A 15,730-nucleotide genomic window follows, 5' to 3' on the forward strand; every position below is an offset into this window, starting at 1 on the left:
ATGAATACGGGCGTCGGATGCGTAGGTTGCACGTGGTGCGGCCGGGCGCCGCGGACGTCAGCTCATGGCGGTGTCACCCCTTCACCGCACCGGAGGTCATTCCGGAGATCACCGACCGCCGGAAGACCAGGACGAGAATGGCGATGGGCACCGTGGCCACCATCGCGCCGGCGAAGATCGTGCCGTAGGGGACGGTGTACTGGCTGGTGAACAGGGCCATACCGACCGGCACCGTACGGAAGGCGTCCTCACTGTTGAGGGTCAGCGCCATCAGGAACTCCGCCCAGGTGGCGGTGAACGTGAACACCCCGGCCGTGAACAGGCCCGGCCGCGCCAGCGGAAGGATCACCGAGACGACGGTGCGCAGCGGACTGGCGCCGTCCACCGTGGCCGCTTCCTCCAACGCCCGCGGCACACCCAGCAGATAGTTGCGCAGGATCCAGATGGAGAAGGGCAGATTGAAGGCGATGTAGGGGATGATCAGCCCCTGGTAGCTGTTGAGCATGCCCGCCGAGCGTTCGAGCAGATACAGCGGGGTGACCACGGCGATGGCGGGGAAGACCGAGATCATCAGCAGCGAGACCATGATCGGTCCGCGTCCGCGCATCGGCAGCCGGGCGAGCGCATAGCCCGCGAAGAAGGCCAGCGCCAGCACCACCACCGTGGACACCACGGACACCAGCGCGCTGTTGAACAGGTAGCGGCCCAGGCTGTTGCCGCCGAAGGCGTCCGCGTAGTTGCCGGTGGTCGCGTGCTCCGGGAACAGGGTGGGCGGGCTGGCGCTGATCTCGCCGGTGCCCTTGAAGGAGGCCGTGGCCATCCAGTACAGGGGTGCGGTGGTCAGCACCACGATGATCAGCGCACCGATGTTGACCACATTGACGTAAGCCCGCCAGCCGCGGGTGGCTCGGGTTCTCATCATCGGCCTCCTTCGTCCACCTGGGCCCGGAAGGCGCGCAGGAAGAGCAGACAGCACCCCAGGACCAGGACCGCCGTACTGGTGGCGACGGCCGCGCCCGGTCCGATGCTGAGGTTCTGGAAGAGCGTCTTGTAGCCGAGGATGGCCAGCGACTGGGTCGCCGTACCCGGCCCGCCCTGGGTGAGCACGAACGGCAGGTCGAAGACGCCGAACGCCTGGAGGGTGCGGAACAGCACCGCGATGGCCAGGATCGGCCGCAGCTGCGGCAGGGTGACCCGCCAGAAGGTGGTCCAGGGGCCGGAACCGTCGATCTCCGCCGCTTCGTACACATCCTTGGGGATCTGCATCAGCCCGGCGAGCACGATGATGGCCACGAACGGGGTGGTCTTCCAGATGTCGGCCACCGCCATCGCCGCCATCGCGGGCACCGGGCGGCCCAGGATGACGGGTTCACCGCCGCCGAGCGCCTCGATCGCCCAACTGACCACACCATAGGTGCCGTTGTACAGATAGCCCCACAGCTGCGCCGCCACCACGTTGATCATCGCCCAGGGCAGCAGCAGAACGGCCAGGATCCAGCCGCGCGCGGCGCCCAGCCGCTCCAGGACCAGGGCGGCCGCGGTGCCCAGCGCCAGTTCCAGGGCGACGGTGACCAGGGTGAAGCCGACGGTGAAGGCGAGCGACTGGAACCACGCCGAACTGTGCGCCAGCGCCGCGTAGTTGTCGGTGGTGAAGCCGTCGATCCGGAAGCCGCCGTAGCTGAGGTGCACCTCGGAGAAGCTGAGGACGACGGAGAAGAGGATCGGGAAGATGGTGACGGCCGCGACGAGGGTGAGCGCGGGGGAGGCGTACAGCCACCCGGCGCGGGCGAGGCGGCGCTCGGTGGAGCCGCGGGGTGCCGTACGGCCGGCCGTACGCGTGTCCTTGGCGGTCCGGGCCGCGGCTCCGCGGGCCCCGCCGGTCGTGGTGCTGGTTGTGCTGGTGGTACTCACAGCGCCTTGCCCTCCAGTGCCGCGGTGATGTCGGAGCGGGCGGCCCGCAGCGCGCCGCCGACCGGCTCCGAGCCGCCGATCGCCGAATTGACCTGGGTGTAGACGGCCTTGCTGACCTGGGGGTAGTACGGCGTCTGCACGGGACGGGAGACCAGCCGCAGCCGCCGGGTGGTGGTGATGGTCGGATCGCCGGTCCTGGCCGCCGCCGGGCTGTCGAGCACGGTGTCCATCGCGGGCAGCACCCCGGCCTGGCGCAGCAGCATCATCTGCGACTCCTCCTCGGCGCAGAAGCGGGCGAAGGCGACGGCGGCGCCGAGGTTCTCCGAGTTCGGGTTGATGAAGTTGCTCCAGCCGCCCAGACAGGCGTAGCCGGAGTGCGGACGGCCCTCGAAACCGGGCCGTGGCACGACACCCACCTTGCCCGCCACCTTGGAGGCGCCGTCGGCGTCGGACATCCCCCAGGCGTAGGCCCAGTTGCGCAGGAAGACCGCCCGGCCGCCCGCGAAGGCGTCCATGGCGTCCTGCTCGGCGTAGGTGGTGACCGCCGACGGTGTCACTCCGGCGTCGACCAGCCCGCGCAGATAGCTCACGGCACGCTGTGCGGGTTCGTCGGCGACGGCGACACGGCCGGAGCGGTCGAGCACACTGCCGCCCGCGTCGGCGAGGAATTCGGTGACGACGCAGGTGAGGGATTCGCTCACGGAGCCCTGCCAGACGAAGCCGTAGTCGGCGTCCCCGGCGCGCTGGATCCGCCGCGCGCTGCGCTCCAGCTCCTCCCAGGACTTGGGCACCGGGAGGCCGTGCTTGGCCAGCAGGTCCTTGCGGTAGAAGAGGTAGGCCGCGTCCGAGTAGCAGGGAAACGCGTACACCTTGCCCTTGAGGCTGGACGCCTGCATCAGCGCCCGTGGGTAGGGATCCCAGAAGTTCTTGGGGACGAGTGACTCCACCGGCAGCGCCAGGTAGTTGGCGCCGAACTGGGCGGGCCAGGTGATGTCGCCGAGATAGACGTCCGGGGTGGCGGAGCCCCCGCCGATCTGGGTGGTCAGCCCCACGCGGTTGCCGTCGGTGGTGCTGAGCCCTTTCACGATCTCGATACGGATGTTGGGGTGTGTGCGGCGGAACGCGCGGATGATGGCGGGGCGCATATCGCCCCCGTCGCGGGCGGGTATCTTCCCCGCCCACCAGCGGATGGTCACCGGTCCCTTCGGTGGCCGTTCCGCCTTGACCAACAGGTCGTCCAGGTTGTTGGTCCCGCACGCGGTGGTGAGACCGGCGGTCATGGCAACGCTGCCAGCGCTTGCAAGCAGCATCCTGCGGCTCAGGGCCATGTGCTCTCCTCCCGTTCCCGTCAGGGCTGCCGCTTTGACAGCGCTTGCAAGCTAGGTGGGCGAGTTGGTGAGTGTCAACGGTCGCGTCAGCGAAAGTTCGAGGGGGAGGCTTGTGGTCATCGAATGACAGCGTTGCCAAACTGTAGTGGTCGGGGCCGTGTCGGTGGCCTCGGGGTGCGTGCTACGGTCCCGCCATGTCCGCAGCTTCCGCAGCTTCCGACGGCCCTGAGAACCTGGCCCGTCCCACGATCCCGGACAGCGCTGCCAGCGCTGCGAGTGACGCCGGCGGCGCCGGCGGCGCCGACGGTGGCGAGGGTGGCCCGGGCGGCGTTGTCAGTCCCCGGACCCCCGGCGACACCGGGAGTCGGAGCGCTGCTGGAACTCGGAGAGCCGCGAGGACTCAGGGCGCTACCGGAACTCGGAACACCCCCGAGGCCCCGGGGGGCCAGAACGCCCCTGATGTCCCGGGAAGCCAGAACGGCAACGGACCCGAGGCCACGATGGCCGATGTCGCCGAGCGCGCGGGCGTCTCCGTCTCCACCGTCTCCCGGACCCTGCGCGGACTGTCCAGCGTGTCCCCGCAGACCCGTCACCGGGTCGAAAAGGCCGCCCGCGAGCTGTCGTTCGCCGTCTCGCGCAGCGCCTCCAGCCTGGTCACCGGCAAAACGCGGCGGATCGCCGTACTCACCCCGCACCTGGACTCATGGTTCCTCGGCAACACCATCGCAGGGGTGAGCGCGGTGCTGCGCGAGGCCGAGCTCGATCTGCTCGTCTACAGCGTCACCGACCTCGCCGAACGCAGCGCGTTCTTCGACCGGTTGCCCGCCCGGCGCAACGCCGACGCGATGCTGGTGACCTGCTTCGACCTCACCCCGGAGGAGCGGGCCCGGCTGGACGAGCTGGGCATGCCGGTGGTCTTCGTCAGCCAGCACGCCCCCGGGCGGCCGAGCGTGTACATCGACGACGCCGACAGCGCCCAGCGCGGGATGCGGCATCTGCTCAACCTCGGCCACCGGCGGATCGCGTTTCTCCAGTCCAGCGACAACACCGGCTTCTACTGGAGCTCCCAGGAGCGGCTGACCGGCTACCGCGCGGCGCTGGCGGAGGCCGGGCTGCCCTACGACGAGGAGCTGGTGCTCTACCCCGTCGCCCGCCACCGCCGCGGTATCCGCGAGGCCGTCGGCCAGCTGCTGAGCCTGCGCAATCCGCCCACCGCCGTCTTCGCCGAGTCCGACGAGGTGGCGATCGAGGTCATGGGGGTGCTGCGCTCCGCCGGTGTCGACATACCCGGCCGGATATCCATCCTCGGCTTCGACGACCACCATCTCTCCGAATGGCTGGACCTCACCACCGTCGCCCAGCCGGTGGAGGAGATCGGCCGCGCCGCCGCGGAGCTGGCCCGGTCGATCATCGACGACCCGGAGGCCGACCCCACCCGCCACATCGTCTTCCCCACCCGGGTCATCCCGCGGGGGAGCACCGCCCCGCCCGCACCGACGGAGGCAGCGCGGCGAGAAGCCGATCCGGTTCGTCCGCGTGACATCTGACCGTACGGACCGCGAGGCTCCCGCCCCGGGGGAGCGTGGCGGCCACTGGCTCGGACAGCTCGATGACCAGGCTGGTCTGTGATCCGACGGCCAGGGTGAGCACCCCATCCCGTGTCTCGTCCCCGTCCGTGCCGGGGGCCGGGCCGAAGCGGGAGGCCCGCCGGGCCGAGACGATCAGCTCCATCGGGATCCGCAGATCATGGCGCCGGCCGTGGCGCAACCGCAGCACACCAGAGGTACCGCCGTCGCCCGGGGACACCACATGGGGGCGTACGACGCAGGCGGCGTGCAGCTCCAGCACCCACAGCACGGTGTACACATCCAGCACCAGCACCACCCAGTGCACGACCGGCCACGGCCGCAGCAGGACCGCCATCCCCACGGTCTCGACCACACACACGAAGACCAGCGCGTACATCGTGGCGCCGTGCCCCCGCACATAGCCGAACGCCGTGTCCCCTGCCCCGACCCCGTCCCGCCGCCGGGTCACCCACAGCGCCAGCGTGCGTACCAGCCGTATCACCGGAGGCGCTCCTCGATCGTCGTGATGGCCCGGCGTACGGCCTCCGCCTGGGCGGGCGCGAAGTCGGCGAAGAACGCCTCCATGAACGCGGCCTCCCGCGCCCCCGTCGCCTTCCCCGTCATCCCCGTCGCCCCGTTGATTCCCTCCTGGGCCCGCATCCCGGCCACGATCTCGTCCGGCAGGGCCTCCGCGAGCACCCGCGCGGCCTCGTCCACCCGCGGATCGTCGGGCTCCGCGTCGACCAGCGCGTCCAGCAGCGCGTAGGTCTCGTACACGCGCTCCATCGCGCCCGGTGTCCCGGTCATCGCCGTACGGAACAGCGCGAGCATCCGCTCGGCCTCCTCCGGCATGGCCACCGTCTCCAGCAGCGTCAGGAACTCCCGCTCCCGCACCGCCATCGCCGGTTCGGGCCCGGGCAGCGCCGCCGAGGTCCGCGCCATCTCCCCGAACAGTGCGGCCAGCCCCTCCGACACCGGCCCCTCCGCGGGCAGCCCGCCCTCCTCGGCCTGCCGCAGCAACCCGGCCAGCCGCGCCCGCCGTTCCCGGATCACCTCCTCCTGCCGCGCGAGATCGGCGTCCAGCTCGGCCAGCACCTCGTGCAGCTCCCGCCCGGCGTCATCGGCGATCACATCCCGCACCTCGTCCAGCCCCAGCCCCAACTCCGCCAGCCGCCGCACCCGCGCCAGCGCGATGGCGTCCCGCAGCCCGTACACCCGATACCCGTTCGCCCGCCGCCGCGGCTCGGGCAGCAGCCCCAGATGGTGGTAATGCCGCACCGTGCGGGTAGTGACCCCGGCCAGCGCGGCGAGCTCTCCGATCCTCATGGGGCCAGTGAATACGTTGACGCCACGACAAGGTCAACGGCGGTCGGGGCCCGGCGCGGGGGCCTCTGCGCCACGATCGGGTGAGGAAGACTCTGTCCGCGCGGTGCCGACCCCCTCGGCACCCAGGCCGGCGGCGAGAACCTCGTCTGAGCCGCCCGGGCGCTCCGGGTACCATGGTCATCACGGCGGACGAGCCGGCCGGGCGGCCGCGTCGGGGTTCTTCGGGATCCCGCCGAGGAACGTCCGGGCTCCACAGGGCAGGGTGGTGGGTAACGCCCACCCGGGGTGACCCGCGGGACAGTGCCACAGAAAACAGACCGCCGGGGACCTCGGTCCTCGGTAAGGGTGAAACGGTGGTGTAAGAGACCACCAGTGCCCAGGGTGACCTGGGCAGCTCGGTAAACCCCACCCGGAGCAAGGTCAAGAGGAGCCGCCTTTGGCGGCTCTGCGCGGACGATCGAGGGCTGCCCGCCCGAGTCCGCGGGTAGACCGCACGAGGCCGACGGCAACGCCGGTCCTAGATGGATGGCCGCCTCCCCACGGGCCGCAAGGCCCGCGGGAGACAGAACCCGGCGTACAGGCCGACTCGTCCGCCGTTAGGGCCCTGACCTGGGAAAGCATCCCGGTCGGGGCCGTTGTGCGCCCCGACGGACTTCCTTCCCCTGCCTGCGGTTTCCCGCGTGTTCCCGCGTGAATGTGCACGCGGTTGCGCGTACCCCTGCCGGAGGTCGACGGGGTCGTGACGGGGGCGCGGGCGGGCTGAGGCGAGAACACACTGACTTGGCACCAGGCTCGGGAGCAACCAAGTACACGTCACTTTCTGGTGTCAGCTTGTGTAGGTAGTCAACGGATATTGCCTGCAGCTAATGTTGACAACTCGTGTACACTGAAACTATGACGGACAGTGCCGCTTCATCGGTTGGACCTCTTGTCACCGGTTCCGACATCGCTCGGCTGGCCGGAGTCACTCGGGCCGCTGTCTCCAACTGGCGTCGGCGCTACGACGACTTCCCCGCGCCGGCGGGAGGCGCTGCGAACAGTCCGCTCTATGCGCTCGCCGAGGTCCAGGAATGGCTGGACAAGCAGCGCAAAGGCCAGGAAGTGTCACCCGAGGTCGAGCTGTGGCAGGCCATGCGGGCCGTGTACGGGGAGCAGATGGTCGGGGGCCTGGCGGAGGTGGCCGCGGTGCTGGCCGGGGAACGTGAGCCGAGACTGCCGGATGACGTCGCCGCCCGTGTGCAGGGTCTCGCTCAAACCGAAGCACCCGTGGACCTCGTGAATGGACTGACTGAACGGTTCATGGACTCCGCTCGGCGTGCGGGATCGGACCAGGTGACTCCCGAGCGTGTGGTGCGGGCTGTGTGCCACTTCGCTCCCGAGTTGCCGGCCGACGCCACAGTCTTCGACCCGGCCTGCGGGATCGGGGTGCTGCTCCTGTCCATCGCCGCCGAAGCCGGGATGCGCTGCTGCGGCCAGGAGATGGATGCCGACAGCGCCCGTTTCGCGCAGCTCCGCGCCGATCTCCTGGGCCGATCAGGCGTGCGCATTGTGGCAGGTGATTCGCTTCGCGCAGACGCATGGCCGGACCTCAAGGCGGATCTGGTGGTCTGCGACCCACCGGCCGGTGTGACCGAGTGGGGGCGAGAGGAACTGCTGCTCGACTCCCGCTGGGAACTCGGTACCCCGTCCAAGGCCGAAGGGGAGCTCGCGTGGCTCCAGCATGCCTATGCGCACACCGAGCCCGGCGGTCAGGTCGTCATGGTCATGCCGGCCTCGGTCGCCTACCGCAAGGCAGGCCGCCGCATCCGATCAGAACTCGTACGCCGGGGCATCGTGCGCCAAGTGGTCGCTCTGCCGCCGGGGACGGCGACCTCTCACGCTCTGCCCATCCATCTCTGGTGCCTGCGGCGTCCCGAGAGCACAGCACGTGCGGATACGAATCACACCGTGCGCATGGTCGACCTGACGGACAACAGCCCCGACGGCACCCTGGAACCACGCCCTGACCAGGTCGCCGACGTGCCCCTGATCGAGCTCCTCGACGACACCGTCGACCTGACCCCCGGCAGCCATCTCCGGTCCCGGCACCGTGACTATCCCGGTGAGTACGTCGCCCTGCGCAAGGAGCTGGAGGACCAGATCCGCCGGCTGGCCGCACTCCTGCCCGAGCTCACGGCGGGCGGCGGACCGGGCTCACTGGACAGCTCCACCACCAGCGTCGCGGAGCTCGCCCGCGCCGGACTTGTCACGTACGACGGTCCGGAACCGATCTCGGCCAGCGAACAACTCGACACGGACTATTTGCAGGGGTTCCTGCGCAGCTCCGTCAACACCCGCCGGTCCACCAGCGCCAGCGGGACCTACCGTCTTGACGGCAGAGGTTCACGCATTCCCCGCATGGGCATCGACGAACAGCGTCGATACGGCTCTGCCTTCCGGGCCCTGTCGGCGTTCGAGGAAGGCATGCGCAAGGTCGACGATCTGAGCCGGCGGCTCGCCGAGGTCGCCCGTGACGGCCTCGCCACGGGGGCCCTGGCACCGGAAGGGTGAGACCTGCGCGCGGCACCCCGGGTGCCGCGCGCAGGTCCCCGCCCTGGTCGTGTCAGGCGGCGCTCGGCAGGAACGGGCTCGGAGCGCCGCTCCACGTCACACTCAGCGCTTCACGCGCGCGCGTGCAGGCGACGAACAGGAGACAGCGTTCCCGGAGCAGGTCCGCGTCGTGCTGCAGCGGGTCCGCCTCGCGTGGGGTGATCCCACGGGCGAACGGGACGGCGCCCTCGTTCACGCCGAGGGCGGACACCGCGCGGAACTCCAGACCTTTCATCGCGTGCATCGTCGCCAGCCGTACGCCCTCAGCGCGCTGCGCGACCTGCCCCCTGACTCGTAGCACCGGGATGCCCGCGGCCTTCAGTTTCTCCTCGGCGGCGTCCAGCGAGAGGTTGAAGCGTGCGCACACGCCGATCTCGTGCGGCGCGAGGCCCTCGGCAAGCAACGCACGGACCCGGCCCACCAGGGCCTCGGTCTCTTTCTGCCGGGTCGCGTACCCCTGCGCCTGGGGGCGACCACCGTGCAGCAGGGAGCGGTACCCGGCCAGCGAGTCCGTACCCTCGCCCTCGAGGGCGTCGACGGTGACGGGCGCGAGGAGCCGCGCCGACCAGGCGAGGATTTCCTCGGTGGAGCGGTAGTTGACCCGCAGCCTGAAGCTGCGGCCGGCCGTGATGATGCCCAAGGAGCCGAGCGACACCCGGGAGTCGTAGATCCGCTGATGTGGGTCGCCGGTGACGAACAAGTCGTCGGGGCCGGGCGCCACGGCGGCGCGCAGCGCACGCCACTGAGCGGGATGCAGGCCCTGTGCCTCGTCGACGACGACATGGGCGTACGGGGCCGGCTCACCGGCGAGGAGTTCCGCCGCGCGGGCACAGACCCGTAGGTGTGTGGTCTCGCCACGGTCGTCCAGGAACTGTTCGAACCGCTCCACTCCGCTCCATACCTCTCGGCGGCGCGTGGGACCGAGGCCGGTGCCGCGGCCGCGGCGGCTCGCGCCGAGGTAGGCATCGAGAGCGCGGAGGTTCTGGCCGAGAACGACGTGCCGGTATTCCTGCGCCAGGAACTGCGGGGTGAACGGCAGATCGAGCTGTTTGACTGCCTTCTCCCACAACTGTCGCTGTTCCCGGTCGCCGATCGGCTTGGGCACCGCGGCGGACTTTGCGCGCACGACGCCGTTCGCATAGGCGTCGACCGTCGTCACGTCGACCCGCGCCAGCAGCTTCTCATCCTCGTCGAGAAGCAGGGCGAGCATCTCGCGCAGCCCGGCGGCGAGCGCGTTCGTGTACGTGGTGAGCAGGATGCGGCCGTCCTCGCAGCGGCCGAGGAGATGCTTGACCCGGTGCAGTGCGGCTACCGTCTTGCCCGTGCCGGGTCCGCCGGTGACCTGGACCGGACCTCCGTACGAGGTGCGGTAGGCGACGCGCCGCTGGGAGGGGTGGAGGAAGACCCGCCAGGCCTCGAACGGCTTCTCCAGGATCTCCTGGAGCTCCTCGGGCCCCGTGACCAGCCGGATGCGCGCGGGCGTGTTGGCGATCACCGTGGCCAGGTCCTCGACCGGCTCGGCCGGCGCGTCGGCGGGCCGGCGCACGGCCACGACGTCCCGGTAGACCTCTTCCGGGCTGAAGCCCTCGGCGAGGTACTGAAGCACCTCCAGCTGATCCTCCGGCAGCAGTGTGGAGAACGCCTCCAACTGGGCCTTGTCCACCAGTGAACGCGCGGCACGCAGCACTTGGTCGTCAATGCCGAACTCGCGCAGCGTGCCGTCGGAGACGTCCGCGAACAGCAGCCGGGGAGCCGTGCGTGCGGCCGTCTCGTACAGCGGTGTCAGCTCGTCCAGGGCGACGGCGTCGCGTACCTCCAGGGCACGGGTCGCGGTGTTCGCGCTGTACAGACGCTTCGCCGCCCAGGTGTAGGCGTCATCGTGCGGCAGGACGTTGACCAGCAGGAACGTGTGGCTGCCGTCGTCGGGGGCGAGGACGACGCCCCGCCAGAAGTCGGTGATGCGGATGGTGCGCATCCGCGGGTCACGGGCGTTCTCGACGGACTCAAGATGCAGTCCTTTGTCCGCGTTGAGTTCGGCGACGCCCAAGGCCTGGAATTTCGCCATGGCCTTGCGTACTCCGGCTCGGACGGGCTTCTCCAGGGTGTCGTAGCCGTCCCAGAAGCTCTGGGCGAAGGCGAGCCGGGGCATGAGGTCTCTTCCTTTCCGCCTGACGGCGTTTCATGATCGCGGATGCGGGGCGGCTGCGGCCAGCCGCCCCGCGACGTCCCGGACGGATGCCAGGATTTGTCCGGGGTCGCGGGACAGATCGAGGCTGTGCTGGTACAGCCGCATTCCCCGTCCGTCCGCACCTGTCGTCGTTCCACGCACCTCGTGGAAGCGTGCCGGCTGCCGTCCGGCCGCGTACACCAGGTGTCCCTCGCGCAGGCCGAGGACGGTGGCGTAGGCGAGCGCCTGGTACAGGTCGGCGTTCAGGAGTCCGTCGGCTTTCTCGACCTTGTACTTGGCGTCCACGACGGCGACCGGAGTGCGGCCGTCACCGGTGCGGACGACCAGGTCCGGGCGCATTCGTACGAGGCCGGCGGTGTCGAGGTGGTGGGGGTCCTGGAGGCGCGCGGTCAGGGCGTGCTCCCGAAGGGCCTCACGCAGGGCGATCGTGACGAAGTCCTCGAACAGCTTGTTCATGTCGAGGAGGAAGCCGTCCACGGCGAGCGGGTCGGCCTCGGGCGGCCGGTGCTCCGGCGAGGTGCCGCGCAGGACGGCCTCGGCCAGCCGCAGCGCGGGCTGGTAGCGGGAGTTCAGGCGTGACGGCTGCCAACGCGGCAGTTCCTGCCCCCGTATCAGCGGCAGAGCGTCGGCGAGACGTATGCGCTGATGGGCAAGGCGCCGCCGGACGGGACCGGGAACGCCCGGCAGCCGCAGCAACCGCTCGGCGGCGGCGCGCAAGATGCGGTTCTCGGCGGTGTCGGCGGTATACGCGTCGTAGGCGATCTCCACGGGCGGCGTTCGGCCGAAGCGCCGCCGAATCTGCTCAGCCTCGCGCAGCCGTCCGCGCACCACCAGCGCGGACTCCTCCACCTCCCGGTAGCCCTGGAGGACCCCCTGCCGCAGTGCCGCGTCGATCCGGCGCTCCACCGCGTGTGCGAGCGCGGGGACGACATCGTCGTACGCGCCGGTGTCGACGGTGCCCTCCCGGCTGTCGCGCCAGGCGCGGGCCGGGTCGAGGCTGAAGCCGAGGAGGAAGAACAGCCGACTCACGGGGGTCTTGGGCATGATGCGTACGACCGGGCCGCCGGGCGTGCGGACGGCGCCGACCCGGCTACCCGCCCGCAGCAGCCAGTGCCCGCCGCGTTCTGGGTCGGGGACCGCGCTCTGCAGAATGCCGGAGGCGGCCAGGGCCCGCCCGATCTCGGCGCCCAGCGGAACGGAGACGGCGGGCCCGTGCTCGCGCAGCGACACCTCGGGCACGGGCACCGTCACGGGAGCTGCCCGCGCAGCGAGTCGAGGCCGTAGCGGGCGGTCACGTCGAGGCCCTCGCCGTAGTGGTGCTCCTCCAGCAACGGCAGGATTTTCGTGCGCCAGGTCCGTTCGAGGCCGCCGTCGCGGTACACGCCCGGCTTCATCAGGTACGAGGGCCCGATGGCGAAGTCGGCGTCGCCGATACGGGCGTTGAGGGCATCAAGGAGGCGGGCAGGCTCCTGATCCCTCCCTTCGCGCGCGAGCCAGCGCGTGAGCAGCCCGGCGGTCGGCTCGGTGCGCGGGGACAGCTCCACGAACGCGAAACGGCGCCGCATCGCCGCGTCCACCAGCGCGATCGACCGGTCGGCGGTGTTCATCGTGCCGATCACGAAGAGGTTGGGCGGCAGTGGGAAGTCGTCTCCGGAGTAGGTGAGACGGACGGACCGGTCCCGGTACTCCAGGAGGAAGTACAGCTCGCCGAACACCTTCGCCAGATTGGCGCGGTTGATCTCGTCGATGATCAGGAAGTGGGGGATGTGCCGGTTGCCCTCGCGGGAGGCGAGATCGGCGAGCTCCCGCAGCGGGCCCGCCGTCAGCCGGAACGCCACCTCCCGCGTCTCGGGATCCGCGACGGGGCGGAAGCCCTCGAAGAAGTCCTCGTAGGCGTACGAAGGATGGAACTGCACGATCTTGACTTGCTCCGGGCCGCCGCCGAAGTGCTCGGCCAACTTCATCGCCAGATACGTCTTGCCGGTGCCCGGCGGACCGTAGAGCACCAACTGCTTCTCGTCGATGAGCAGTTCCCGCATCTCCTCCAGCCAGGCGCGGTCGTGGACCAGGAGTTCGGCGGCGAGTTCCCCGCTGACATCCGGCAGCGTCAGCTCACGCTGCGCCGGCCGCTCGCCGGTGTCCCCGGTCTCCGCCGGGTCCGTGCGCCCCGACTGCCCGGTGAGCCCGTCCAGCGCGTCCAGGACACCGGTCAGATCGACGGCGTCGTGCTGCACGGACAGTTTCTGCTGCACTTCCCCCGGCAACTCCTCGTACGCGTGACTGTCCGCCCGCCAGGCGACGGCCCGGCGCAGATTGGACAGCCCGCCCGGCGACGCGCTCTGCGTGGCCTCCCCGGTGATCCGCCCGACATGCAGTCGGCCGTCGTCGAAGGTGGCGACCGTGTCACCGACGCGCATCTGGGTCAGAAAGGCGTGCAACTCGTCGATGAGACCCTGCTTCTGGTTGTACGAGGCCGCCCCCTCGTACCCCTCCTCCACGAAGCGGCGCAGCGTGCTCTTGGTCGGATCGGTCTCCTCCAGGGGCGGCAGATGCGCGGCCGCGAGCGAGACGAAGCCCTCCTTCAGCCACAGCTGCCGCACCAGGTTGTGCCCGGAGACATTGGAGCCGCGCACCAGCCACGCCTTGCGCGGGGCGCGCCAGCCGGTGGCCAGATAGTCGGCCAGCGGATGGCCCTCCGCGGTGCGCCACGACTCGGGGCCGGAAGCGTCATAGCCGTACACCAGCGCGGCGGCGGCCGAGGACGAGTTGCACTCGATGTCCCGGGCCGCCACCCAACGCGCCGGTGCGCCGGGCCGGGCGGGGTTGGCCTCGACGAACCCGCCGCTGGCGCGCAGTTCCGCACGCAGTCGGCGTGCGTGGTCGCCGAGTCCGGGCCATGCCTCGGCGGCCACCGTGGAACCCGCCCGCAGGAGGAACTTGTGTGTGCCGTTGCCGCCGAACTCGGTGAGCAGGCGTCCGCGTGCTTCGCCGCCGTCCTTGGGCAGCTTGATGTGGAACTCGGGTGTGCCGGGGAGGAGTTCGGGCTGGGGCACGGGTGACCTTCCGGGGAGAGCGAGGTCGACGCGGACTTCCGCCAGCCTACCTGTTGACGGTGTCAAGCGACCCTTTGTTGCCGAGAAATGCTCTACGTGGAGCTTGTTGACAACGTAAACAGACGGGCCTTAGGGTGCGGAATGTGCTGAGTCGGACCTCTTGGGTCGAACCGGCGCTTGAACGCTGAAGTGGGGGGCGTTATGGGTGGGGAGCCGTCAGTCGAGGCCAATCGGCGTGCGATCGAAGTAGAGTTACCTTCCGTCATCGAGAGACTGAAGCGGTGTGCGTCTCCTGCGGGCGTTGTCAGCCGCCGGGTCTTCGCGCTGGAGGCGGACCGGCTCGGGCTCACGAGCGACGAGCAGCAGCGAAGGCTCCGCACCGGGCTCGCCGCTGTCGGCATTCATGTGAAGCCCCCGCGCCGGACAGGGTGTCGGACGTCCGCCACAAGATCTGCCGTCATGTCCGGGCCGACATCCACCGCGGGCGAAGGTTCGGCAGGCGTGCAGCGGCGCGCCGCTCCGGGGCCCGGGCCCGCCCCCTCCGAGGCGGCGGGACGCCTGGCCCAGGCCCGGCGGATGCTGGCCCGCTACGCCAATGCCGAAGGCACCGTCAGCAAGCTCGCCCACGACGGCGTCGTACGGCTCCACAGGCTCGGTCCCGCAGAAGCACGCGAGCTGACCGCCGACTTCCCGATCACCCGCCCCGGCCGGCCCCGCTTGTCCGTCCCGGCGGTGGCAAGCGGACGGGCCCGCCCCACGGCGCCCGCGCCCGCTCCCGCGCCGAGCACCGCATCCGCGAAGCCGCCGACCGGTAAGAAGCACGCCCACTCCGCCGTTTCCGTCGTGGACGACAGACTGTCCGACGCCCTCCGCGCCGCACGGGCCGTGCTCAAGGAGGACCGGTGGCGCAGAAACCCGGCCAAGGTGGTGCTCAAGGCCGACGAGGAAGTCGGCCTCGCCGTTCTCCTCCGCGGCGGTACCGACCGCCTCGGCCGCGATGTTCCGGCGGAGGAGATAGCGGCACTGCCCCGCGACGGCGAGCCGTGGCGCGCTTACGAGTGCCTCGTCCTGCACAACCGGCGGCTCGTGTGGAAGATCGCTCAGGGCTACCAGGGACACGGACTGGACATCGAGGACCTCGTCCAGCACGGAACCCTCGGACTGATGCGCGCGGTCCGCAAGTTCGACGCCACCAGAGGCTACAAGCTGTCGACGTACGCGACGTGGTGGATCAAGCAGGCCGTCACCCGGGCTGTCGCTGATGAAGGCACCTTGATCCGGGTGCCCGTGCACCTGCACGAAAAAGTCAGCAAGGTCGCCGTAGCCGAGCGCAAGCTGCTGAACGAGGGCCGCGCCGCGACCGTCGACAACGTGGCCTACGCCACCGGCCTCACCTTCGCCGAAGTGGAGCAGGTGCGCAGGATCAGCCGGCCGACCGATTCCCTGGACCGGATCATCGGCGACGACACCGCACTCGGCGACCTGATCATCGGGCCGAGCCGACAGCCCGGACCTCCTGTCGTGCTGCTCCGCAAGGAATTCCAGGCGCGCCTGCGGCACGTCCTGGAGCACCTCTCCGAGCGGGAGCGGCACGTCCTCGTCCGGCGCACCGGTCTTGACGGTGACGAGCCGGACACGCTGGAGGACATCGGCGCCGTCTTCGGCGTCACCCGCGAGCGCATCCGGCAGATCGAATCCAAAGTCAAGGGGAAGTTCCACGGTCAGCTCGTTCGCCACGGGATGATCCCGTCGCACCTCTGAACCGGT

11 protein-coding genes and 1 other RNA gene are annotated in these 15,730 nt (G+C 70.3%); 4 read left to right on the forward strand and 8 right to left on the reverse strand.

Annotated elements, in window-relative coordinates; translation table 11 throughout:
- Nucleotides 1-73 precede the first annotated feature (73 nt).
- Genes JK363_RS34030 through JK363_RS34040 form a run of 3 tightly spaced genes read right to left on the reverse strand, consistent with a single transcriptional unit; the run spans nt 74 to nt 3,239 of the window.
- Nucleotides 74-922 (reverse strand): carbohydrate ABC transporter permease, encoded by an 849-nt coding sequence (locus JK363_RS34030; protein WP_201881227.1) that lies wholly within the window; start codon nt 920-922, stop codon nt 74-76.
- On the reverse strand, nt 919-1,911 hold the full coding sequence (locus JK363_RS43990) for a carbohydrate ABC transporter permease (RefSeq protein WP_201881229.1): 993 nt from the start codon (nt 1,909-1,911) through the stop codon (nt 919-921). Before JK363_RS43990 ends, JK363_RS34030 begins: the two co-directional genes overlap by 4 nt.
- Nucleotides 1,908-3,239 carry an extracellular solute-binding protein gene (locus JK363_RS34040; protein WP_201881234.1) on the reverse strand — a complete coding sequence of 444 codons (1,332 nt, stop codon included), beginning with the start codon at nt 3,237-3,239 and terminating at the stop codon, nt 1,908-1,910. Before JK363_RS34040 ends, JK363_RS43990 begins: the two co-directional genes overlap by 4 nt.
- A gap of 500 nt (nt 3,240-3,739) precedes the next feature.
- On the opposite strand from JK363_RS34040, the gene JK363_RS34045 reads away from it, so the two are divergent.
- Nucleotides 3,740-4,786: a LacI family DNA-binding transcriptional regulator gene (locus JK363_RS34045; protein ID WP_201881235.1), complete on the forward strand. Its 1,047-nt coding sequence runs from the start codon at nt 3,740-3,742 to the stop codon at nt 4,784-4,786.
- Here JK363_RS34045 and JK363_RS34050 read toward each other — a convergent pair.
- Both JK363_RS34050 and JK363_RS34055 read right to left on the reverse strand, forming a co-directional pair.
- Entirely contained in the window at nt 4,701-5,309 is a 609-nt protein-coding gene (locus tag JK363_RS34050) for a hypothetical protein (RefSeq protein WP_201881236.1), read from the reverse strand. The genes JK363_RS34045 and JK363_RS34050 overlap by 86 nt on opposite strands.
- Entirely contained in the window at nt 5,306-6,133 is an 828-nt protein-coding gene (locus JK363_RS34055; protein WP_201881237.1) for a MerR family transcriptional regulator, read from the reverse strand. Before JK363_RS34055 ends, JK363_RS34050 begins: the two co-directional genes overlap by 4 nt.
- Before the next feature lie 190 nt (nt 6,134-6,323).
- Here JK363_RS34055 and rnpB point away from each other — a divergent pair.
- An RNA gene (gene rnpB, locus JK363_RS34060) (RNase P RNA component class A) lies at nt 6,324-6,726 on the forward strand.
- Nucleotides 6,727-7,027: 301 nt separating this feature from the next.
- Nucleotides 7,028-8,683 (forward strand): HsdM family class I SAM-dependent methyltransferase, encoded by a 1,656-nt coding sequence (locus JK363_RS34065; protein ID WP_201881238.1) that lies wholly within the window; start codon nt 7,028-7,030, stop codon nt 8,681-8,683.
- Nucleotides 8,684-8,735: 52 nt separating this feature from the next.
- Here the strand turns inward: JK363_RS34065 and JK363_RS34070 are convergent, their stop codons facing one another.
- Genes JK363_RS34070 through JK363_RS34080 form a run of 3 tightly spaced genes read right to left on the reverse strand, consistent with a single transcriptional unit; the run spans nt 8,736 to nt 13,963 of the window.
- Nucleotides 8,736-10,871 (reverse strand): UvrD-helicase domain-containing protein, encoded by a 2,136-nt coding sequence (locus JK363_RS34070; RefSeq protein WP_201881240.1) that lies wholly within the window; start codon nt 10,869-10,871, stop codon nt 8,736-8,738.
- A 30-nt stretch (nt 10,872-10,901) separates the two neighbouring features.
- Nucleotides 10,902-12,161, reverse strand: coding sequence for an McrC family protein (locus JK363_RS34075; RefSeq protein ID WP_201881241.1), 1,260 nt, complete (start codon nt 12,159-12,161; stop codon nt 10,902-10,904).
- Entirely contained in the window at nt 12,158-13,963 is a 1,806-nt protein-coding gene (locus JK363_RS34080) for a DUF4357 domain-containing protein (RefSeq protein ID WP_201881243.1), read from the reverse strand. The genes JK363_RS34075 and JK363_RS34080 overlap by 4 nt, the downstream gene beginning before the upstream one ends.
- 459 nt (nt 13,964-14,422) lie before the next feature.
- On the opposite strand from JK363_RS34080, the gene JK363_RS34085 reads away from it, so the two are divergent.
- Nucleotides 14,423-15,724 (forward strand): sigma-70 family RNA polymerase sigma factor, encoded by a 1,302-nt coding sequence (locus tag JK363_RS34085; RefSeq protein ID WP_236076319.1) that lies wholly within the window; start codon nt 14,423-14,425, stop codon nt 15,722-15,724.
- Nucleotides 15,725-15,730 lie beyond the last annotated feature (6 nt).

The sequence above is a fragment of the Streptomyces coffeae genome (genome assembly GCF_016741875.1).
Taxonomy (GTDB): domain Bacteria; phylum Actinomycetota; class Actinomycetes; order Streptomycetales; family Streptomycetaceae; genus Streptomyces; species Streptomyces coffeae.